This is a genomic window from Pseudomonas sp. NPDC098747, from assembly GCF_044760045.1.
Lineage (GTDB): Bacteria > Pseudomonadota > Gammaproteobacteria > Pseudomonadales > Pseudomonadaceae > Aquipseudomonas.
Genome location: NZ_JBIWAL010000031.1, coordinates 28,035 through 50,662, shown reverse-complemented (window position 1 = coordinate 50,662; position 22,628 = coordinate 28,035). Strand labels below are relative to the sequence as shown.

General features: G+C 58.8%; 15 protein-coding genes. 13 read left to right on the top strand and 2 right to left on the bottom strand.

Annotation, left to right across the window (positions count from 1 at the left end):
* Positions 1–101: 101 nt before the first annotated feature.
* The 11 genes from ACIQVE_RS18795 (at position 102) to ACIQVE_RS18745 (ending at position 18,117) form a co-directional block, all read left to right on the top strand.
* Positions 102–3,056 carry a sensor histidine kinase gene (locus ACIQVE_RS18795; protein ID WP_402810866.1) on the top strand — a complete coding sequence of 985 codons (2,955 nt, stop codon included), beginning with the start codon at positions 102–104 and terminating at the stop codon, positions 3,054–3,056.
* A 22-nt stretch (positions 3,057–3,078) separates the two neighbouring features.
* Complete coding sequence (locus ACIQVE_RS18790; protein WP_402810864.1) at positions 3,079–4,512, top strand: sigma-54-dependent transcriptional regulator; 1,434 nt, start codon at positions 3,079–3,081, stop codon at positions 4,510–4,512.
* A gap of 734 nt (positions 4,513–5,246) precedes the next feature.
* Complete coding sequence (locus ACIQVE_RS18785; RefSeq protein WP_402810862.1) at positions 5,247–6,647, top strand: polynucleotide adenylyltransferase PcnB; 1,401 nt, start codon at positions 5,247–5,249, stop codon at positions 6,645–6,647.
* Between the two features lie 3 nt (positions 6,648–6,650).
* Positions 6,651–7,136 (top strand): 2-amino-4-hydroxy-6-hydroxymethyldihydropteridine diphosphokinase, encoded by a 486-nt coding sequence (gene folK, locus ACIQVE_RS18780; RefSeq protein WP_402810861.1) that lies wholly within the window; start codon positions 6,651–6,653, stop codon positions 7,134–7,136.
* Positions 7,137–7,587: 451 nt separating this feature from the next.
* Entirely contained in the window at positions 7,588–8,388 is an 801-nt protein-coding gene (gene panB, locus ACIQVE_RS18775) for a 3-methyl-2-oxobutanoate hydroxymethyltransferase (RefSeq protein WP_402810859.1), read from the top strand.
* Complete coding sequence (gene panC / locus ACIQVE_RS18770; protein ID WP_402810857.1) at positions 8,385–9,245, top strand: pantoate--beta-alanine ligase; 861 nt, start codon at positions 8,385–8,387, stop codon at positions 9,243–9,245. The genes panB and panC overlap by 4 nt, the downstream gene beginning before the upstream one ends.
* Positions 9,246–9,589: 344 nt before the next feature.
* The gene (gene pgi / locus ACIQVE_RS18765) at positions 9,590–11,254 is read left to right on the top strand and encodes a glucose-6-phosphate isomerase (RefSeq protein WP_402810855.1); all 1,665 of its coding nucleotides are present in this window, start codon (positions 9,590–9,592) and stop codon (positions 11,252–11,254) included.
* Positions 11,255–11,483: 229 nt separating this feature from the next.
* Positions 11,484–13,421: an acetate--CoA ligase gene (gene acs, locus ACIQVE_RS18760; protein WP_402810854.1), complete on the top strand. Its 1,938-nt coding sequence runs from the start codon at positions 11,484–11,486 to the stop codon at positions 13,419–13,421.
* Between the two features lie 212 nt (positions 13,422–13,633).
* Positions 13,634–14,650 carry a class I SAM-dependent rRNA methyltransferase gene (locus ACIQVE_RS18755; RefSeq protein WP_402810853.1) on the top strand — a complete coding sequence of 339 codons (1,017 nt, stop codon included), beginning with the start codon at positions 13,634–13,636 and terminating at the stop codon, positions 14,648–14,650.
* Positions 14,651–14,869: 219 nt separating this feature from the next.
* Positions 14,870–17,821: a DUF748 domain-containing protein gene (locus tag ACIQVE_RS18750; protein ID WP_402810851.1), complete on the top strand. Its 2,952-nt coding sequence runs from the start codon at positions 14,870–14,872 to the stop codon at positions 17,819–17,821.
* Complete coding sequence (locus ACIQVE_RS18745; protein ID WP_402810890.1) at positions 17,821–18,117, top strand: DUF2845 domain-containing protein; 297 nt, start codon at positions 17,821–17,823, stop codon at positions 18,115–18,117. The genes ACIQVE_RS18750 and ACIQVE_RS18745 overlap by 1 nt, the downstream gene beginning before the upstream one ends.
* Before the next feature lie 275 nt (positions 18,118–18,392).
* Here ACIQVE_RS18745 and ACIQVE_RS18740 read toward each other — a convergent pair whose 3' ends face one another.
* A complete protein-coding gene (locus ACIQVE_RS18740) occupies positions 18,393–18,749 on the bottom strand; it encodes a BON domain-containing protein (protein ID WP_402810849.1) in 357 nt (118 codons plus the stop codon).
* 300 nt (positions 18,750–19,049) lie between these two features.
* Complete coding sequence (locus ACIQVE_RS18735) at positions 19,050–19,481, bottom strand: pilin (protein ID WP_402810847.1); 432 nt, start codon at positions 19,479–19,481, stop codon at positions 19,050–19,052.
* 226 nt (positions 19,482–19,707) lie between these two features.
* Between ACIQVE_RS18735 and pilB the strand changes: the two genes are divergently transcribed.
* On the top strand, positions 19,708–21,408 hold the full coding sequence (gene pilB / locus ACIQVE_RS18730) for a type IV-A pilus assembly ATPase PilB (RefSeq protein ID WP_402810846.1): 1,701 nt from the start codon (positions 19,708–19,710) through the stop codon (positions 21,406–21,408).
* Between the two features lie 2 nt (positions 21,409–21,410).
* Entirely contained in the window at positions 21,411–22,628 is a 1,218-nt protein-coding gene (locus ACIQVE_RS18725) for a type II secretion system F family protein (protein WP_402810844.1), read from the top strand.

Genomic DNA, 22,628 nt, shown 5'->3' with positions numbered 1-22,628 from the left:
AATCATACATAGAACAAACAAATCTACACGCTCAATCAAACTCAAAAAAAACAATACGCTCATCCTAAATAAACATACCTTCATCCTGCAGAGCCAAAAAGATGCCGATGAGCTTTAGCCTGACCCAGATGCTGCTGATCAGCGCCGCCTACCTGGCCGCACTGTTCGGCGTGGCCTGGATCAGTGAGCGTGGAATGATTCCACGGGCGATCATTCGCCATCCGCTGACTTACACGTTGTCGCTGGGGGTTTACGCCAGTGCCTGGGCGTTCTACGGCACGGTGGGCCTGGCCTATCAGTACGGCTACGGCTTTCTGTCGAGCTACCTCGGGGTATCCGGCGCATTTCTGCTGGCGCCGGTGCTGCTTTATCCGATCCTGAAAATCACCCGCACCTATCAACTGTCGTCGCTGGCGGATCTGTTTGCCTTCCGCTTTCGCAGCACCTGGGCCGGGGCACTGACCACGATCTTCATGCTGATCGGCGTGCTGCCGCTGCTAGCGTTGCAGATTCAAGCGGTGGCCGATTCCATCGGCATCCTCACCGGCGAGCCGATCCAGAGCCGCGTGGCGCTGGCGTTTTGTGCGCTGATCATTCTCTTCACGATTTTCTTCGGCTCCCGACATATCGCAACACGCGAAAAGCACGAAGGCCTGGTATTCGCGATTGCCTTCGAGTCGGTGATCAAACTGATCGCCCTCGGCGGCGTTGGCCTCTACGCGCTATACGGCGTATTCGACGGCCCGCAACAACTTGAGCTGTGGCTGCTGCAAAACCAGACCGCCCTCGCCGCGCTGCACACGCCGTTGCAGGAAGGCCCGTGGCGCACGCTGCTGCTGGTGTTCTTCGCCTCGGCGATCGTGATGCCGCACATGTATCACATGACCTTTACCGAAAACCTCAACCCGCGCTCATTGGTCAGTGCAAGCTGGGGCTTGCCGCTGTTCCTGCTGTTGATGAGCCTCGCGGTGCCGTTGATTTTGTGGGCCGGCCTCAAGCTCGGCGCCACCACCGACCCGGAATATTTCACCCTCGGCATCGGCATCGCCGCCAACAGCAAGCCGCTGGCCTTGCTCGCCTACGTCGGTGGTTTATCGGCGGCCAGTGGCCTGATCATCGTCACTACTCTGGCACTGTCGGGCATGGCGCTGAACCACTTGGTGCTGCCGCTCTATCAGCCACCCGCCGAAGGCAACATCTACCGCTGGCTGAAGTGGACCCGTCGGGCGCTGATCGTCGCGATCATCATGGCCGGTTTCGGTTTCTATCTGATGCTCGGCGTGGGGCAGGATCTGGCTAACCTCGGCATCGTTGCTTTTGTTGCCACGCTGCAATTCCTCCCGGGCGTGTTGTCGGTGCTGTACTGGCCGACTGCCAACCGCCGCGGTTTTATCGCCGGTCTGCTGGCGGGGATTCTGGTGTGGGTGGTCACCATGCTGCTGCCGCTGGTCGGCAATCTGCAAGGTTTCTACATCCCGCTGCTGAACATGATTTACGTGCTGGACGACACCAGTTGGCACATGGCGGCGATCGCCTCGCTGGCCGCCAACGTGCTGATGTTCACCTTGATCTCGCTGTTCACCAATGCGAGTCCCGAAGAAGCATCCGCTGCCGAAGCCTGCGCGGTGGATAACGTGCGTCGCCCGCAACGTCGGGAATTGCACGCCGCCTCGCCACAGGAATTCGCCACGCAACTGGCCAAACCGCTGGGCGCCAAGGCTGCGCAGAAAGAAGTCGAACAGGCGCTGCGTGATCTCTATCTACCGTTCGATGAACGCCGCCCGTACGCCTTGCGCCGGTTACGCGATCGTATCGAAGCCAACCTCTCTGGCCTGATGGGCCCGAGCGTCGCCCAGGACATGGTCGAAACCTTCCTGCCTTACAAAGCTGGGGGCGAAAACTACGTCACCGAAGACATTCACTTCATCGAAAGCCGCCTCGAGGATTATCACTCGCGCCTCACAGGTTTAGCCGCCGAACTCGATGCCCTGCGCCGCTACCATCGCCAGACCTTGCAGGAACTACCGATGGGCGTCTGTTCGCTGGCCAAGGATCAAGAGATCCTGATGTGGAACAAGGCCATGGAAGAACTGACCGGGATTGCCGCGCAACGTGTTGTCGGCTCGCGCCTGAGCACCCTCGGCGATCCGTGGAAAGAATTGCTCCAAGGTTTCATCAATCTGCCCGATGAACACTTGCACAAACAGCACCTGGCCCTCGACGGCCAGACTCGCTGGCTCAATCTGCACAAAGCAGCGATTGACGAGCCGCTGGCCCCCGGCAACAGCGGCCTGGTGCTGCTGGTCGAAGACCTCACCGAAACCCAGATGCTCGAAGACAAACTGGTGCACTCCGAGCGTCTGGCCAGCATCGGTCGTCTTGCCGCGGGTGTGGCCCACGAAATCGGCAACCCGATCACCGGTATCGCCTGTCTGGCGCAGAACCTGCGCGAAGAGCGCGAAGACGATAGCGAACTGACCGAAATCAGCGGGCAGATTCTCGAACAGACCAAACGCGTGTCACGCATCGTCCAGTCGCTGATGAGCTTCGCTCACGCGGGCAGCCATCAGCACAGCGACGAGCCCGTTTGTCTGGCCGAAGTCGCGCAGGATGCCATCGGGCTGTTGGCGTTGAACCGGCGCAATTTCGAGGTGCAGTTCTACAATCTTTGCGATCCCGATCACTGGGTCGAGGGCGATCCGCAGCGGCTCGCCCAAGTGCTGATCAATCTGCTCTCCAACGCCCGTGACGCCTCGCCGCCGCACAGTGCGGTACGGGTCAAGAGTGAAGCCGGCGAACACACGGTCGATCTGATCGTCGAAGACGAAGGCAGCGGTATTCCGAAGAACATCATGGACCGATTGTTCGAACCCTTCTTCACCACCAAGGACCCTGGCGAAGGCACCGGTCTGGGCCTTGCACTGGTCTATTCCATCGTTGAAGAGCATTATGGACAAATCACCATCGACAGCCCGGCTGATGTACAAAGCCAACGCGGCACCCGTATCCGGGTGACCTTACCGCGTCATGTCGAAGCGACGTCCGCTGTGAACTGAGACCGTCGAGAGTATCGAATCAATGCCGCACATTTTGATCGTCGAAGACGAAACAATTATCCGCTCCGCCTTGCGCCGCCTGCTGGAACGTAACCAGTATCAGGTCAGCGAAGCCGGTTCAGTGCAGGAAGCACAAGAACGCTTCACCATTCCTACGTTCGATCTGATCGTCAGCGATCTGCGCTTGCCGGGCGCTCCGGGCACCGAGCTGATCAAGCTTGGTCAGGGCACGCCGGTGCTGATCATGACCAGTTACGCCAGCCTGCGCTCGGCGGTGGATTCGATGAAGATGGGCGCGGTGGACTACATCGCCAAGCCTTTCGACCACGATGAAATGCTCCAGGCTGTTGCGCGAATCTTGCGTGATCGTCAATCGGCGCCTGCTGCCGGTGAGACTGTTACCGCCAAAACCGCCAATGGCAGCGGCAAATCCGCCGTCGACAACAGCAATGGCGAAATCGGCATCATTGGTTCGTGCCCGCCGATGCAGGATCTGTACAGCAAGATCCGCAAAGTCGCCCCGACCGATTCCAACGTCTTGATCCAGGGCGAGTCCGGCACCGGTAAAGAATTGGTGGCGCGTGCGCTGCACAACCTGTCGAAACGCGCCAAGGCGCCGATGATTTCGGTGAACTGCGCAGCCATCCCGGAAAGCCTGATCGAGTCCGAACTGTTCGGCCACGAAAAAGGCGCGTTCACTGGCGCCAGCGCCGGGCGTGCTGGCCTTGTGGAAGCGGCAGACGGCGGCACGATGTTCCTCGACGAGATTGGCGAACTGCCACTCGAAGCCCAGGCTCGCTTGCTGCGTGTGTTGCAGGAAGGCGAAATTCGCCGGGTCGGCTCTGTGCAGTCACAAAAGGTCGATGTCCGCCTGATCGCCGCGACTCACCGGGACCTGAAAAGCCTGGCGAAAATCGGTCAGTTTCGCGAAGACCTTTATTACCGCCTGCACGTGATCGCGTTGAAACTGCCGGCTCTGCGCGAGCGCGGTGCTGACGTCAACGAAATCGCCAGCGCCTTCCTCGCCCGCCAGAGTGCGCGCATCAACCGTACCGACCTGAAGTTTGCCGCAGATGCCGAACAGGCCATCCGTCACTATTCCTGGCCGGGTAACGTGCGCGAGCTGGAAAACGCTGTCGAGCGCGCGGTGATTCTCAGCGAGAGCCCGGAAATTTCCGCTGATCTGCTGGGTATCGACATCGAGCTGAGCGATCTGGAAGACGACGAGTTCATCGGCCTGCCACCGCAAACCGGCGGTAACGCCAATAGCAGCCACGAGCCGACCGAAGACCTGTCGCTGGAGGACTACTTCCAGCACTTCGTTCTCGAGCATCAAGACCACATGACCGAGACCGAACTGGCGCGCAAACTGGGCGTCAGCCGTAAATGCCTGTGGGAACGCCGTCAGCGTCTGGGCATTCCACGGCGCAAGACCGGGGTCGCCAGCGAGAGCTGAACGTTACCTGTCGAGTGTGCGGGTAACGCTTGAAGATGTGAAAAAACTGTTACCTCAGTCCTTTCACGTAACAGAAGCCGGGGTTATCGGTAACGAAACCCCGGCTTTTTTTCGCCCCTGCAAAAGGGTTATATCGACCTAACCCCTTGTTTTATTGGACCTCGCAAAAGTTGGCACGCCCCCTGCTATATGTTTGGTACAAGAACAATAACAAGCATTGCACAAGACAATAAAAATAAGACGAATCGACTCACGCACAATAAAAACAAGACGGCGAGAGGCGCAGCTAACTGATTCTTTTGGAGAGGCGTTGTATTTGGGGCTTGCCCCACGACCAGGCCGAGAACAACAAAAACTGTCCTAAGACAGAGCCTGTACTGGTTGGATCGATAGATCACTGCAATTCAGCGACCAAAGCAATCCGTTTGCTCTTGGCTCCCGATTGGGAGGGTCATGAAGGAAAAGCTTCATGGCGAGGGCACTCAACAAAAACAAGAAGCCCGAATCAATAATAAAAAAGAGCACGCAACTACTTTCTTGGGGAGCTTCGGCTCCCCTTGTAGTTTCTCCCTCCCGTAAAATCCCCATTTTCATCGCGTCAGAAGCCTGTAGCTCGCGGCTTGCACGGCAAATCGGCTGTGTCCTACACCATCCCCTGACTAAATGCTAGAATCTGCGCCCATCATGCGGTCATTCTTTGGTATGGCCGAACATTCCTTCAAACAGTGCATCCCATGCTGAAGAAGTTGTTCCAGTCATTCCGAACTCCCGTGCGTCGTACGCAACACATCCGTAGCACCCCTGAAGTGCTCAACAGCGGTCAACACTCGCTGCAGAAAACGCAATTCAGCCGCTACGCGGTCAATATCGTCGAACGCTTGCAGGGCGCCGGTTACCAGGCCTATCTGGTCGGCGGTTGCGTGCGTGACATGCTTTTGGGTATCACGCCCAAGGATTTCGACGTCGCCACCAGCGCCACGCCCGAGCAAGTCCGCGCCGAATTCCGCAATGCGCGGATCATCGGTCGTCGCTTCAAACTGGTGCATATCCATTTTGGTCGCGAAATCATTGAAGTCGCGACCTTCCGCGCCAATCACCCCGTAAACGAAGACGACGAAGACAGTAATCAGTCTTCGCGTAACGAAAGCGGGCGGATTCTGCGCGACAACGTCTATGGCACCCTGGAAGAAGACGCGCAACGCCGCGACTTCACCATCAACGCCCTGTATTACGATCCGGTAAGCGAACGCATTCTCGATTACGCCAACGGCGTACACGACATTCGCAATCACCTGATCCGCCTGATCGGCGACCCGAAGCAGCGTTACCAGGAAGACCCGGTACGCATGCTGCGGGCCGTGCGTTTCGCTGCCAAGCTCAATTTCGGCATCGAAAAACACACCGTTCAACCGATCCGCGAACTGGCGCCGATGCTGCGCGAGATTCCATCGGCACGCCTGTTCGAAGAAGTGCTCAAGCTGTTCCTTTCCGGACACGGCGCGATCACCTTCGAGATGCTGGTCGATCTTCAACTGTTCGCCCCGTTGTTTCCGGCGAGTGCCGACGCACTGGAACACAACCCGGATTACACCCACACGCTGATCAGCGAAGCGCTGACCAACACCGACTTGCGCATCAAGCAGAACAAACCGGTAACCCCGGCGTTCCTGTTTGCCGCGATGCTGTGGCCTGCCCTGCCGGCCCGCGTGTTGCGTTTGCAAGAGCGTGGCATGCCGCCGATTCCGGCGATGCAGGAAGCCGCGCACGAGTTGATCGCCGAACAGTGCCAGCGCATTGCAATTCCGAAGCGCTTCACCATGCCGATCCGCGAGATCTGGGACATGCAGGAGCGCCTGCCACGGCGCAGCGGCAAGCGTGCCGACTTGTTGCTCGACAACCCGCGCTTCCGCGCCGGTTACGATTTCCTGCTGTTGCGTGAAAGCGCCGGTGAGCAGACCGACGGCCTGGGCGAATGGTGGACTGACTATCAGGATGCCAACGACAGCGAACGTCGCGACATGATCCGCGACCTCAGCGGCAAGGGTGAAGACGCCAGCGGCGCGCCGCGCAAACGTCGTCGCAGCAGCGGTTCCAAACGCAAACGCGCCGGTGCGCCGAGCGCCACGGGCGAGTAAGGCATGGAACGTATCTACATCGGCATGGGCAGCAATCTCGCTGACCCTGCCGAACAATTGCGTAGCGCGGTCGACGCGCTGGCGCAATTGCCGCAGACCGCACTCGTCAGCGTTTCCGCCTTCTATCAAAGCGACTCGCTGTTGCCGGGCCAGCCGCGTTACACCAACGCGGTCGCCGCGCTCGACAGCGCACTGGCCCCGCTGGATCTGCTCGACGCACTGCAAGCCATCGAAAACGATCAGGGCCGCGAACGCTTGGAACGCTGGGGCCCGCGCACGTTGGATCTGGATATTCTGCTGTTCGGTGATCGGCTGATCGACGAGCCACGGCTGAAAGTCCCTCACTATCAGATTCAGGAACGTGCATTCGTCCTGTATCCACTGGCCGAACTGGCTCCAGCCGATTTGCGCCTTGCCGATGGCCGCAGCCTTGCCGACCTGCTGGCAGCCTGCCCGTTCGTCGGCCTCGAACGCCTCCCCCAGCCCTGACAAAAAAAACTGTGGAATGCGGTTGTGTGGCGAGGGGATTTATCCCCGTTGGACTGCGAAGCAGTCCCAAATCTGACCAACCCTGTATTACAAAAATGAGGCCGCTTCGCGACCCAACGGGGCGGTGCGACGTTTCGCTAAATCCCCTCGCCACAGGTCACCTGACAATCTTCAGTTTTTGTCGGACAAAATCTCCGCGCATCAGCCCCGCCGCGCCGCTGAATCGCATCAGTAACGCCGGTAACACTCCCCTCGTAACAATGCGGTAACACACGCAATTGACTTCCGCTTGGCTCCTCACGACTATAGGCGTCCCGCTGCCGCCAACCCGGCACATACGGGCGCAATCCAGGCCTTATAAGCACGACAAAAGACCGTGCGCCTGAGTAGATGAAGAATCACGCGCGTTACTCGCAGTAGTTTCCAGAGCGCCTGAACGAGGATTTTTTACATGCCAGCCATCACCCTGACCACGCTCCAGAGCCTCAAGCAGAAAGGTGAAAAGATCACCATGCTGACCTGCTATGACGCGACTTTCGCTCACGCCTGCAACGAGGCCGGTGTCGAAGTGTTGCTGGTGGGCGATTCCCTCGGCATGGTCCTGCAAGGTCACGACAGTACCCTGCCGGTAACCACCGCAGAAATGGCCTATCACACTGCCAGCGTCAAACGCGGCAACCGCGATGCCCTGATCATGGCCGACCTGCCGTTCATGGCTTACGCAACCCTCGAGCAAACCATGACCAACTCCGCCATGCTGATGCAGGCCGGCGCGCACATGATCAAGGTCGAAGGTGCGTTATGGCTGGCCGAGTCGATCCGTCTGCTCGCCGAGCGTGGTATCCCGGTTTGTGCGCACATGGGCCTGACCCCGCAAGCGGTGAACATTCTGGGCGGCTATAAAGTGCAGGGTCGCAACGAGAACCAGGCGCGGCAGATGCGCGCCGACGCGATCTCGCTGGAGCAGGCTGGCGCGGCGATGCTGCTGCTCGAATGTGTACCGAGCGAACTGGCGGCAGAAATCAGCCAAGCGGTGAAGATTCCGGTCATCGGTATCGGCGCCGGTAGCGCCACCGATGGTCAAGTCCTGGTGCTGCACGACATGCTCGGTCTGTCGATTACCGGCCGCGTACCGAAATTCGTGAAGAACTTCATGCAGGATCATCACAGCATTCACGCCGCGCTGAAGGCTTACGTCAAGGAAGTCAAAGCCACCACGTTCCCCGGCATCGAACACGGATTCTCTGCATGAACACCGTCAAAACCGTACGCGAACTGCGCGCCGCCGTAGCCCGCGCCCGTAGCGAAGGCAAGCGCATCGGCTTCGTGCCGACCATGGGCAACCTGCACAGCGGCCACGTCGCGCTGGTGACCAAAGCCACACAACGCGTGGATTTCGTGGTCGCGAGCATTTTCGTCAACCCGCTGCAATTCGGCGCCGGCGAAGACCTCGACAAGTACCCACGCACCCTCGCGGCGGATCAGGAAAAACTGCTCGAAGCCGGCTGCTCGCTGCTGTTCGCGCCGACTGTTGAAGAGATGTACCCCGATGGCATGGCCGGGCAGACCCGGGTCAGCGTGCCGCAACTCTCCGAAGGCCTGTGCGGTGCCAGCCGTCCGGGGCACTTCGAAGGTGTGGCGACGGTGGTCAGCAAGTTGTTCAACATGGTCCAGCCGGATCTGGCGATTTTCGGCCAGAAGGACTTCCAGCAACTGGCGGTGATCCGCGCGCTGGTGCACGACCTGAACATGCCGATCCAGATCATCGGCGAACCGACGGTCCGCGCTGACGATGGCCTGGCACTGTCGTCGCGCAACGGTTTTCTCAGCGAAGAACAACGCGCCGTTGCCCCAGTGGTCTATCGCACCCTGAGCACGATTGCCGAGTCGATCACGCAAGGTGAGCGGGATTTCCCTGCCCTGATCAACGCACAACTGCAGCAACTGGAAGCGGCGGGCCTGCGCCCGGATTATCTGGAAATTCGCCACGCCCTGACCTTGCGTCCGGCGACGGCTGAAGACCGTGATCTGGTGATTCTGGTGGCGGCGTTTCTCGGCACTACGCGGTTGATCGATAACCTGCACCTGAATCTCGATACACCGACGTAAGCATCACCGCAATACCCTGTGGGAGCGAACTTGCTCGCGAATGCAATCTGTCAGATGACACAGCGCCGCCTGACACGACGCCTTCGCGAGCAGCCTCGCTCCCACAGTTGTTTTATGCTCGGTTCAGCCCCGCTATTCTCCGTTTGTCGCCTCGTTCCCGGTATCAATGTTAAAAAAGTACAGGGATCGGGTCAGACAAAGCCAAGACAGATTGCAGCGCGAGGTTTACTGTATCCGCCCTGTGTCCAAAAACCGTGTCGACGCAGTTGGCCCACGCCCAAACAGAGCGTGCTGGCCTGTTCAGTGTTCAAAAGGCCGTTCAAGTAAAAAGGAAAACCGCAGCGATGGCGTACTACCTCACTCCTCATGACGTTACCGCTCTGCCCGCCTGGCAAGCGTTGAAAGATCACCGCCAAGCCATGCAGGATTTCAGCATGCGCGAAGCCTTTAACGCCGATCCGCAGCGCTTCAATCAGTTCACCCTCAGCAGCTGCGGGCTGTTTCTCGATTATTCGAAGAATTTGATCAACGCCCAGACCCGCAACCTGTTGGTGGGCCTGGCCAATGAAGTCGATCTGAAGGGCGCGATCAAAGCGCTGTTCGACGGCGAAATCGTCAACTCGTCCGAAGAGCGCCCTGCACTACACACCGCCCTGCGCCGTCCGGTAGGCGACAAGCTGTCGGTCAACGGCGTCAACGTGATGCCGGAAGTGCACAAGGTGCTGAACCAGATCACCGATCTGGTCGGCCGCATCCACGACGGCCTGTGGCGTGGTTACACCGAGAAGCCGATCACTGACGTGGTCAATATCGGCATCGGTGGTTCGTTCCTCGGCCCTGAGCTGGTTTCTGAAGCGCTGCTGTCCTACGCGCAAAAAGGCGTGCGCTGCCACTACCTGGCGAACATCGACGGCAGTGAGTTCCACGAACTGACGCAAAAGCTGCGCGCCGAAACCACGCTGTTCATCGTTTCGTCGAAGTCGTTCAACACCCTCGAAACCCTGAAGAACGCTCAGGCCGCACGCGCCTGGTATCTGGCTCAGGGCGGTTCGGAAGCCGAGCTGTATCGTCACTTCATCGCGGTATCGAGCAACAACGCCGCAGCCGTGGCGTTCGGCATCCGCGAAGAAAACATCTTCCCAATGTGGGACTGGGTTGGCGGCCGTTACTCGCTATGGTCGGCCATCGGTTTGCCGATTGCCCTGGCCATCGGTATGTCCAACTTCAAGGAACTGCTGTCCGGTGCCTACACCATGGACCAGCATTTCCAGACCGCGCCGTTCGAACAGAACATGCCGGTGCTGCTGGCGCTGCTCGGCGTGTGGTACGGCAACTTCTGGGGCTCGCAAAGCCACGCGATCCTGCCGTATGACCACTACCTGCGCAACATCACCAAGCACTTGCAGCAACTGGACATGGAGTCCAACGGCAAGAGCGTGCGTCAGGACGGCACCCCTGTCTCGACCGATACCGGCCCGGTGATCTGGGGCGGCGTCGGCTGCAATGGTCAGCACGCCTACCACCAGTTGCTGCACCAAGGCAGCCAACTGATCCCGGCCGACTTCATCGTGCCAATCGTCAGCTTCAACCCGGTGTCCGACCACCATCAGTGGCTGTACGCCAACTGCCTGTCGCAGAGCCAGGCGCTGATGCTCGGCAAGACCCTGCCGGAAGCCGAAGCAGAACTGCGCGACAAGGGCATGAGCGAAGAACAGGTGCACAAACTCGCACCGCACAAGGTGATCCCGGGCAACCGTCCGAGCAACACCCTTGTGGTCGAACGCATCAGCCCGCGTCGTCTTGGCGCACTGGTGGCCATGTATGAACATAAAGTGTTTGTGCAAAGCGTGGTCTGGGGCATCAACGCCTTTGACCAGTGGGGCGTGGAACTGGGCAAGGAATTGGGCAAAGGCGTTTACAACCGTCTGGTCGGCAGCGACGAAACCAATTCTGACGATCCGTCTACCCAGGGCTTGATCAACTACTTCCGCGGTCGTCACCGCGGGTGATAAAAAGCCCGCCCACAGAACTTGAGCCAGACTCAGATTTTGTGGGCAACCCCAAATCCCCTGTGGGAGCGAGCTTGCTCGCGAATGCGGTTTATCATTCAGCATATTTGTTGCCTGATACACCGCGTTCGCGAGCAAGCTCGCTCCCACAGTTGTTTTGTACATGACTTGAACCTGTGCACCGCTCGGCGCATCTTTATCCTTGTGCACACAAGAATAAGGAACCGTCATGTTCGATATCAGCACATTCCCCCAAGCCGATGCCGTCCGCCGGGCTGCTCAGTTGAGTCAGGACGACTATCAGCGCCTGTACCGTGAATCCATTGAACATCCCAGCACTTTCTGGGCCGAGCAGGCCACACGCTTCCTCGACTGGAGCACGCCGTGGCAAACCGTTCAGCGCTACGACCTGAAAACCGGTGAAGCCGCCTGGTTTGCCGGCGGCAAACTGAACGTCAGTTACAACTGCATCGACCGTCACCTTGCACAGCGCGGCGATCAGACCGCCCTGATCTGGGAAGGCGACGACCCTGCCGAATCGGCACAAATCACTTACAGAAAACTCCATCATCACGTCTGCCGACTGGCCAACGTGCTGAAAAGCCGTGGGGTGAAGAAAGGCGATCGAGTGTGCATCTACATGCCGATGATTCCCGAGGCCGCCTACGCCATGCTCGCCTGCGCGCGAATCGGCGCGGTTCATTCAGTGGTGTTTGGCGGTTTTTCCCCCGACTCCCTGCGTGACCGTATCCTCGATGCCGATTGCCGCACCGTGATCACCGCCGACGAAGGCGTGCGCGGTGGCAAATTCGTGCTGCTGAAAAACAACGTCGACCAAGCCCTGCAAAGTTGCCCGGATGTCAGCACTGTCGTCGTCGTCGAGCGCACGCAAGGCAAGGTCGATTGGGTCGAGGGCCGAGACCTCTGGTATCACCAGGCCGTGCGCGACGTCAGCGACGATTGCCCCCCGGAACCGATGGACGCCGAAGACCCGCTGTTCATCCTCTACACCTCCGGCAGCACCGGCAAACCCAAAGGCGTGCTGCACACCACCGGCGGCTATCTGCTGCAAGCGGCGATGACCTTCAAATACGTGCTCGATTACCGCGACGGCGAAGTGTTCTGGTGCACTGCCGACGTCGGTTGGGTGACCGGCCACAGCTACATCGTCTACGGCCCATTGGCCAATGGCGCGACCACGCTGATGTTCGAAGGCGTGCCGAGCTATCCGAGCAGCTCGCGCTTCTGGCAGGTCATCGACAAGCACAAGGTCAATATCTTCTACACCGCACCGACGGCACTGCGCGCGTTGATGCGCGAAGGTGCCGAACCACTGAAGGAAACTTCGCGGCAAAGCCTCAGATTACTCGGCAGTGTCGGTGAGCCGATCAACCCGGAAGCGTGGGAATGGTATTTCAACGTGGTCGGCGAACAGCGCTGCCCCATCGTCGATACCTGGTGGCAGACCGAAACCGGCGGCATCATGCTCAGCCCCCTGGTGAGTGCGCAGCGGATCAAACCGGGCTGCGCCACGCAACCGATGTTCGGCGTGCAACCGGTGCTGCTCGATGAACAAGGCAAGGAAATCAAAGGCTCCGGCAGCGGCGTGCTCGCCATAAAATCAAGCTGGCCGGGGCAGATCCGCAGTGTGTACGGCGACCCGCAACGAATGGTCGACACCTATTTCAAACCCTACCCCGGCTACTACTTTACCGGCGACGGCGCCCGTCGCGACGAGGACGGCGATTACTGGATCACCGGGCGTATCGACGATGTGATTAACGTTTCCGGCCATCGCATCGGCACCGCCGAAGTGGAAAGCGCGCTGGTGCTGCACAACAGCATCGCCGAGGCAGCGGTGGTCGGTTATCCACATGACGTCAAAGGCCAGGGCATTTACGCCTTCGTCACACCGATGAACGGCACCGAGCCCAGCGATGAGCTGAAGAAGGAGCTGCTGGCCCACGTCAGCAAGGAGATCGGCAGTTTCGCCAAACCGGATCTGATCCAGTGGGCGCCGGCCTTGCCGAAAACCCGCTCAGGCAAGATCATGCGGCGCATATTGCGCAAGATCGCCTGCAACGAACTCGACAGCCTCGGTGACACCTCAACCCTGGCCGACCCGAGCGTGGTGCAAGGCCTGATCGACACGCGGCTCAATCAGTAACGATCACGGGCGAAGCGGCGAAAGGGGTCGCTGACCTGACCGGAACGAAAGGCTTCGTCGCACCCCAGACCGGAGCAAGCTCGCTCCCACAGTTGATCTGATTTGCAGCGACGATCCCCTGTGGGAGCGAGCTTGCTCGCGAAGGCAGCACCCCGGTCGCCCGCCAAGCTGCTAAACTCCCGCGCCCCAATTCTCTCCAGCAAGGCGCACGCATGTCTTCCTTGAATCAGGCGCTGCGCGCCGCCCTCGACCAACGCCAGGACTTGCTCTCTGTACTGCACAGCCAGGGCACCGATTGCTATCGCCTGTTTCATGGCAGCCAGGAAGGCGCCGGCGGCCTGACCATCGACCGCTACGGCCCACAATTGCTGGTGCAAAGTTTTCACCAGACGCTGGAGCGTGACGAGCTGCTGCAACTGCACGCCATGGTCAATCAGACTCTCGGGTTGGAGACTTTGCTGGTCTACAACGACCGTTCCCGCGGTAACTCGCGTATCGACCGCGAAGACCACGTCTACCGCGCCGAAGATGCCGCGCTGGTGGATCTGGTCGGTCACGAATGGGGCCTGAATTACCGCGTGCGTGGACGCCATGCCGGGCAGGATCCGTTGCTGTTCCTCGACCTGCGCAACACCCGCGGCTGGGTCAAGGACCACGCCAAAGGCAAAAGCGTGCTCAACCTGTTCGCCTACACCTGCGGCGTTGGCTTGAGTGCCGCGGCCGGTGGCGCCCGTGAGGTGTGCAACCTGGATTTTGCCGAGGGTAACCTCGCGGTCGGTCGCGAAAACGGCCTGCTCAATCCGCAGCTGCTGGAGATGGAGTTCATTCAGTCCGACTACTTTCCGGCCATCCGCCAATTGGCCGGTCTGCCGATAAGTCAGCGACGCGGGCAGAAACTGCCGAGCTATCAGCGCCTGGAACAGCGTCAATACGATCTGGTGCTGCTCGATCCGCCGGCCTGGGCCAAAAGCGCGTTCGGCACCGTCGACCTGCTGCGCGACTATCAAAGCCTGCTCAAACCGGCCCTGCTGACCACCGCCGACAACGGCGTGCTGATCTGCTGCAACAACCTGGCGAAAGTCAGCATGGACGACTGGCGCGAACAGGTCCTGCGTTGCGCCGAGAAGGCCGGGCGCCCGGTGCGTGAATGGAGCGTGATGACCCCGGGCGCGGATTTCCCGTCGCTTGATCAACAGCCCCCACTGAAAACCCTGATCCTGCAACTCTGACGCTCACCCACGGATAACCACACACCACTGTGGGAGCGAGCTTGCTCGCGAAGTCGTCATGTCAGTCAGCATATTTATCAACTGATCCAGCGCTTTCGCGAGCAAGCTCGCTCCCACAATATTGGGTGATTGCAAACAAATCTGAACAATCCTGTTCAACGCCAGGTACTTCGGAACCAGAATCGCGTGCCATACTCCAAGGCACTCCGATTACGACAGATGAAGCCGCACATGCCCAAAGGATTGATTCGCGCGATTGGCGCACTGTTGACCGCTCTGGCCCTCTACAGCCTGCTGGGGTTTCTGATTTTACCGGGCATCGCCTTGCGTGTGGCCAACCAGCAACTGGCAAACTATGCGGCGGTGCCTGCGCATATCCAGCGCATCGAACTCAATCCGTTCAGCCTTAAACTCACCTTGTGGGGTCTGGTCATCGGTGAACCCGGCAAAGAGCAGGTCGGTTTCGAACGCCTGTACGCCGACCTGCAACTCGACAGTCTGTGGACAAAAGCCGTACATCTGTCCGACATCGAACTGGACAAACCGAAGACCGAAATTCTCTTCGCCAAAGACGGCAAGCTCAACCTGCTCGGTCTGTTCAACGTACCCGCCAGTGAACCAACACCCGTCGATCCCGATGCCAAACCGTTTCCGCTGCGCATCGACCGGATCAAACTCGCCAACGGTGTCGTGCACTTTCAGGATGCACGCCCGAGCGAACCCATCGAATTCCTCTACGACGACCTCAACTTCGAGCTGAAAAACCTCAGCACACTGCCTGAAGACAGCGCCGACATGACCCTGGTCGCCATCGGCCCTGCCGGCGGCCGGATCGACTGGAGCGGTAATTTCAGCCTGATCCCGATCGCCTCCGAAGGCACGCTGAGAGTCACCGACGGCAAGATGAAGGCTTTTTGGCCGTATGTGCGCGACGCGGTGCCCTTGGTTCTCGAAGAAGGGGTGATCAACCTCAGCACCGAATACAAACTCAACCTGTCGAAACAAACCGAGCTGCAGTTGAACAACGTTGCGGTGAGCATCGCGCCGTTCGCGATCAAGGCACCCGACGGACGCCCTCTGGCGAAACTCGAACGTCTCGACATCAGCGACACTTCGGTGGACCTGGCGAAACAGCAAGTGGTGGTCGGCAAGATTCGTAGCCAGAAACTCGAAACCTGGGCCGCCCTCGAGGCCGACGGTCAACTGGACTGGCAAAAACTGTTCGCCAGCCAACCGTCGAAACCTGCCGCCAAAGCCGCCGCTGAACCGGCCAGCACACCCGCGACCGCTGACTCACCGAAATCTGAGCCGAGCGCACCGAGCAAACCGTGGCAAGTACTGCTCAAAGATGTGCAACTGCGCAATTACACAGTCCACCTGGCAGACCGTTCGGCTAACCCGCCGGTGACCCTGGATGTCACCCCGTTGAACGTCGACCTGCAGGATTTCGACAGCCTCAACGGCTCACCCTTCAAGCTCAAACTCGATACCGGGCTGGGCAAACAAGGCAAGATACAGGCCGATGGCACGGTCAATCTGGCGCCGGTCAACGCCCAGCTCAACGTTAAAACCAAGGACATCGACCTGCGTGTCGCGCAGTCCTACATCAATCCGTTCATTCGTCTCGAATTGCGCAGCGGCATGCTCGGCAGTGACCTCAAGGTCAACCTCAAGAGCACCGAGCCTCTGGCACTTAGCGTCACCGGCCGCGCGCAGATCGATCAACTGCACACCCTCGACACCCTGAAGACGCGCGACTTCCTCAAGTGGCAGCAAGTGGTGGTGGAAGGCCTGAACTATCAGCACGGCGACAGCCTGTCGATCGACAAGGTCAATCTGTTCCAGCCGTACGTGCGCTTCATGATCAACGATGACCGCACCACCAACGTTGATGACCTGCTGATTCCGCAGCCTGCTGACAGCGGCGCAACAACCGCCGCCACCAAACCGGCCAGCAAAGACAAACCACTGGGTATTCGCATCGGCGGTATCGCCATCAACGACGGCTCGGCCAATTTCGCGGACTTCAGCCTGACACCGAATTTCGCCACCGCCGTCCAGCAACTCAACGGCCAGATCGGCACCATCGACAGTCGACAATCGAAACCGGCCACTGTCGATATCAAAGGCAAGGTCGATCGCTATGCGCCAGTGACCATCAAGGGCGCGGTCAATCCGTTCGACCCGATGGCCAGCCTCGACATCACCACCAGTTTCAAACGGGTCGAGCTGACCACCCTGACGCCCTACTCCGGCAAATTCGCCGGATACCGTATCCGCAAGGGTCGGCTCAACCTCGACCTGCATTACCTGATCACCAAGGGCCGATTGAAAGCCGAGAACAAAGTGGTGGTCGAGCAATTGCAACTCGGTGAGAGAGTCGACAGCCCGGACGCGACAAGCCTGCCGCTGAAACTGGCAATCGCGTTGCTCAAGGACGTTGACGGCAAGATCTCCATCGAATTACCCGTGACGGGCGACTTGAACAACCCGCAATTCAGCGTGATGCCGATTGTCTGGCAGACCCTGCGCAATCTGATCGTCAAAGCCGCTGCCGCGCCATTCAAAATGATTGGCGGATTGGTCAGTGGTGGCGGCTCCGAAGATCTCGGCACGGTGTCGTTCGCGCCGGGCTCCAGCGAGTTGAGCAAGGATGCCGAGGGCGCTCTGGTCAAGTTGTCCCAAGCACTCAAGGAACGTCCGGCCCTGCGCCTGGAAATCGAGGGCGCCGCCGCCAAAAGCAGCGACGGCCCGTTGCTCGCCGAACAGCGCCTGGAGCGTGAATACCAGTACAACTACTACAAGATGCTCCAGCGTCGTGGCGATAAAGTCCCGGCTCAGGCTTCCTTGATAGAAGTGCCGGACAGCGAGAAAGGCCCGCTGCTCGAAGGCATTTACCGCACTCGCCTGAAAACCCAGCCGCCGGCCGAATGGAAGGATCTGGGCAAGGAAGAACGCACAGCGAAAATGCGCGAAGGCGTAATCCAGTTCTGGAGTTCCAGCGATGTTCTGCTGCGTCAGTTGGGTCAGGACCGTGCCAGCAGCATCAAGGATTATCTGGTGGACAAGGGCCAACTGGCTGACGAGCGCGTGTACTTCATCGACACCAATCTGAGCGAGGCCGAGAGCGACGGTCGGGTGGTGACGCAAATGCACCTGGATGCCGAATGATGAAGCACAGATGGCTGGCGGCAATGGCACTGACATTGGTTGCTGGCCAGGCGTCTGCATCCGATACGTTGCGTTGCGGCAGCCAACTGATCAGCCTAGGCGACCGCGCAAGCGAAGTGCTGAACAAGTGCGGCGAGCCGGTCAGCCGCGATGCGCTGGGTTACAAGCGTAGCGCCAATCGACGGGAAGAGTTTCAGGTCGAGGAATGGACCTATGGCCCGAGCAACGGCATGTATCAGTACCTGCGCTTTGAAGGCAGTCGCCTGAAGCAGATCGACAGTAAACGCGGTAATTGATCCTGATTCAACACCGTATCTGTGGGAGCGAGCTTGCTCGCGAAGGCGTCAGGTCAGTCAGCCTATTAGTCAACTGACAGATTGCATTCGCGAGCAAGCTCGCTCCCACATTTACTTCTTTTTTCGCCCTGAAATAAAACAGGCCCCGACACAAAGTGCCGGGGCCTGTAATGATCACATCCGTGTGACCGTTCGCATGAACTCTAAAGTTGCGGCAGACGTATTGCTCGGCCCGTCTGTCGCGCCTTCTCCCGGTCCAGGCGAGAAGTCATGCCTTACTCGGCTTTCAGGCCGTCAGCGGAGACCGCTTTAACGCCTTTGATTTTCTTGGCGATGGCAACAGCTACGTCTTTCTGCGAGTCGGTTACGGTAGTAGTCGACGACAGCGACACAACGCCTTTGTTGGTTTCGACTTTAATGTCGGTGCCTGGAATGCCTTTTTCGGTAACCAGGTCAGCTTTGACCTTGGTGGTGATCCAGGTATCGGAAGTGTCTTGTTTCATCTCGGTGACTTCACCGGCGGCCAGAGTCATTGGAGCCTGGGTAGCCTGAGCCGATTGTGCGAATGCACCGGAAGCCATGGTCAGGGTCAGCGCGGTTGCAGCAGCGGCAGTGATAGCGAACTTCTTCATACGAGTAACTCCTGTTTTTCTGGAAAGTCTGCTGGATGTCTTGTCAGCAGGGTTACCGTAGATATTGCGAACGCTGTGCCAACTTTTCTCATGACGTAAAATCGTTATAAATCAACATCTTATGAATAATGCAAATTTCCGGTTTCATGCAAAATGCATGACTTGCTGAATATTCACATGCAAGTTGCGGCTTTTTGAAAAGTTCCTAAGGCGCTGAAATTATTGAAGCTTTTGTGAGATGCCAGGCAATGAAAAATGCCCCGCGTTGCGGGGCATTCCTTAAACCAGGAAGGCCGAATATCAAGTACCGGTGGCAGTGCAGCCTTTTGGCGAAAAGTCAGGAGCAACAGTAGTGCCGCATGTCCAGACGCCCGCACCAGTGCCGGACGATCGAGTGAGCGTGATGGTTTTGTCCAGCACCGGACCTGGCGCATTTTTGATGGTGCAGACGATCGAGCCCGCGCCCGTGGAAGCGGTGCCCGATGCGGTGACGGCACAATTGGACGTTGTGACGGTCGCGCTCCCCGCAACGAGTGTCAGCGTCGGGTCGGTCCCCTGATTGATGGTGTCTTCGAATGGCACTTTCATCGCACTGATTTCCGCCAGCCCCGCCGTCACCTTGGATCGCGCCTGATATTTCGAATACTGCGGCAGGGCGATAGTCGCCAGAATCCCGATGATCGCCACAACGATCAGCAGCTCGATCAGCGTAAAACCTTGTTGTTTTTTCATAGAAACGCTCCATGCATGAGTAGAAATCTCATGATCTGAGATGAATCGAGCATAGCCCATGCCAAGCGCCTGAAAGCCCTGCACACGAGGCACGAGCAGCGCTCTACGCACTTTCCTACAACCCGCAACCGCACTATCTGACACTTTTTGTCACCTGCACCGACCGTGTTTGGCGCTGTCACTTGACTAGGCTATAAGTCATGAACGGCAAGCGTGCGGAATCCCCATGAATGACATCGCTCTGAGCGGTCTGGCCAAACAATTGGTGCAGGCCGAACTGCTGACGGAAAAAAGCGCCGAGCAGGCCTCGCAACAGGCCCAGCGCAATCGGCTGTCGCTGGTCAGCTATCTGGTGCAGAACAAACTGGTAAAGAGCTCTCAGGTAGCCGAGATCGCCTCAGAGCACTTCGGCATGGCGTTCCTTGACCTTAATTGCCTGGACAAGGAAACCCAGCCCAAAGGCCTGGTCAGTGAAAAACTGGTGCGCCAGCATCACGCCCTGCCCCTGTGGCGGCGCGGCAACAAGCTGTTCGTGGGGATTTCCGACCCGAGCAACCATCAAGCAATCAACGACATCCAGTTCAGCACCGGTTTAAGCACCGAAGCCATTCTGGTGGAAGACGACAAACTCACCGACGCCATCGAAAAGTTCTTCGACACCCAAAGCACGGGTCTCGAAGATATGGACGACGTCGATCTCGACGGCATCGATGTCGAATCGATCGACGACAACAAGCAGGACGCCATCGGCGGACAAGACGCCGACGATGCGCCGGTGGTGCGTTTCGTCCACAAGATGCTGCTGGACGCGATCAAGAGCGGCTCCTCCGACCTGCATTTCGAGCCTTACGAAAAGAACTACCGGGTACGGGTGCGCACCGACGGGATTCTGCGCGAAGTGGCCAAGCCGCCGATTCAACTGGCCGGACGCATCGCCGCACGCTTGAAAGTCATGGCCAGCCTCGACATCTCTGAACGGCGCAAGCCGCAGGACGGCCGGATCAAAATGCGCCTGTCGAAGAGCAAGTCGATCGACTTCCGGGTCAACACCCTGCCGACCCTGTGGGGCGAGAAAGTGGTGATCCGGATTCTCGACCCGTCCAGCGCGCAGATGGGCATCGACGCTCTCGGCTATGAGCCAGAGCAGAAAGACCTGTACATGGCAGCCCTCAAGCAGCCTCAAGGGATGATTCTGGTCACCGGCCCCACTGGCTCGGGCAAAACCGTGTCGCTGTACACCGGGCTGAATATTCTCAACACGGTCGACATCAACATCTCCACCGCCGAAGACCCGGTGGAGATCAACATGGAAGGCATCAACCAGGTCAACGTCAACCCCAGGCAGGGGCTCGACTTTGCCCAGGCTTTGCGCTCGTTTCTGCGTCAGGACCCGGACGTGATCATGGTCGGTGAGATCCGCGACCTGGAAACCGCCGAGATCGCGATCAAGGCTGCACAAACCGGTCACCTCGTGTTGTCCACACTGCACACCAACAGCGCCGCAGAAACCCTGACCCGCCTGCACAACATGGGCATCCCCGGCTTCAACATCGCCACCTCGGTCAGCCTGATCATCGCCCAGCGGCTGGCGCGCAAGCTGTGCAGCCACTGCAAGAAAGCCATCGAGATTCCGCGCGAAACCCTGATCAAGGAAGGCTTCCCCGAGGAACGCATCGGCAGTTTCACGATCTACGAGCCGGTTGGTTGCGATCACTGCAATGGCGGTTACAAGGGACGCGTGGGGATTTATGAAGTGGTGAAGAACACACCGGATCTGCAACGACTGATCATGGCCGAGGGCAACTCGCTGGAAATCGATATCCAGATGCGCCGCGACGGCTTCGACGACCTGCGTACCTCAGGCCTGCGCAAGGCCATGCAAGGCATTACCAGCCTGGAAGAAATCAACCGGGTCACCAAGGACTGAACATGGCGGTCAAGGCAGCGAAAATCAGTGTCTACGCCTGGGAGGGCACGGACAAGAATGGCAGCAAACTCAGCGGTGAATTAAGCGGGCAGAACCCGGCACTGATCAAGGCTCAACTGCGCAAGCAAGGGATCAATCCGGGCAAGGTGCGCAAAAAAACTGCCTCGCTTTTTAGCTTCGGCAAACGCATCAAGCCCCGGGACATCGCCCTGTTCACTCGGCAGATGGCAACCATGATGAAGGCTGGCGTACCGCTGCTGCAGTCGTTCGACATCATCGGTGAGGGTTTCGAAAACCCGGCCATGCGCAAACTGGTCGACGAGGTGAAACAGGAGGTCGCCGCCGGCAACAGTTTCGCCAACGCCCTGCGCAAGAAGCCGCAGTATTTCGATGAGCTGTATTGCAACCTCGTGGATGCCGGCGAACAGTCCGGCGCCCTCGACACGTTGCTGGAACGGGTCGCGACCTATAAGGAAAAAAGCGAAGCGCTCAAGGCCAAGATCAAGAAAGCCATGACCTACCCCACCGCCGTGGTGCTGGTTGCAGCCGTGGTGACCGGGATTCTGCTGGTGAAAGTGGTGCCGCAGTTCGAGTCGGTTTTTTCCGGTTTTGGCGCCGAGCTGCCGGCCTTCACCCTGATGGTGATCAGCCTCTCCGAATTCATGCAGCAATGGTGGTGGGCAATACTCGTTGCTTTGGTGGCAGCGTTTTTCGGTACCCGCCATGCGCTGAAAAAATCCCAGACCATGCGTGATCGCAAAGACACCTGGCTGTTGAAACTGCCGTTGGTGGGCACGTTGATGTACAAATCTGCCGTGGCCCGATTTGCCCGAACCTTGTCGACTACATTCGCTGCTGGCGTACCTCTGGTGGAAGCGCTCGACTCGGTGGCGGGTGCCACGGGCAACGTGGTGTTCAAGCGTGCTGTGTTGCGCATCCGCCAGGATGTTTCCACTGGCATGCAGTTGAATTTTTCCATGCGCACCACCGGGGTTTTTCCCAATATGGCGGTGCAGATGACCGCCATCGGCGAAGAGTCCGGGGCACTGGACGAGATGCTCGACAAGGTCGCAGGGTTTTACGAGGACGAAGTGGATAACATGGTCGACAACCTCACCAGCCTCATGGAGCCGTTCATCATGGTAGTCCTGGGGGTGATTGTCGGCGGTCTGGTGGTGGCGATGTACCTGCCGATCTTCCAACTCGGCTCAGCGATCTGA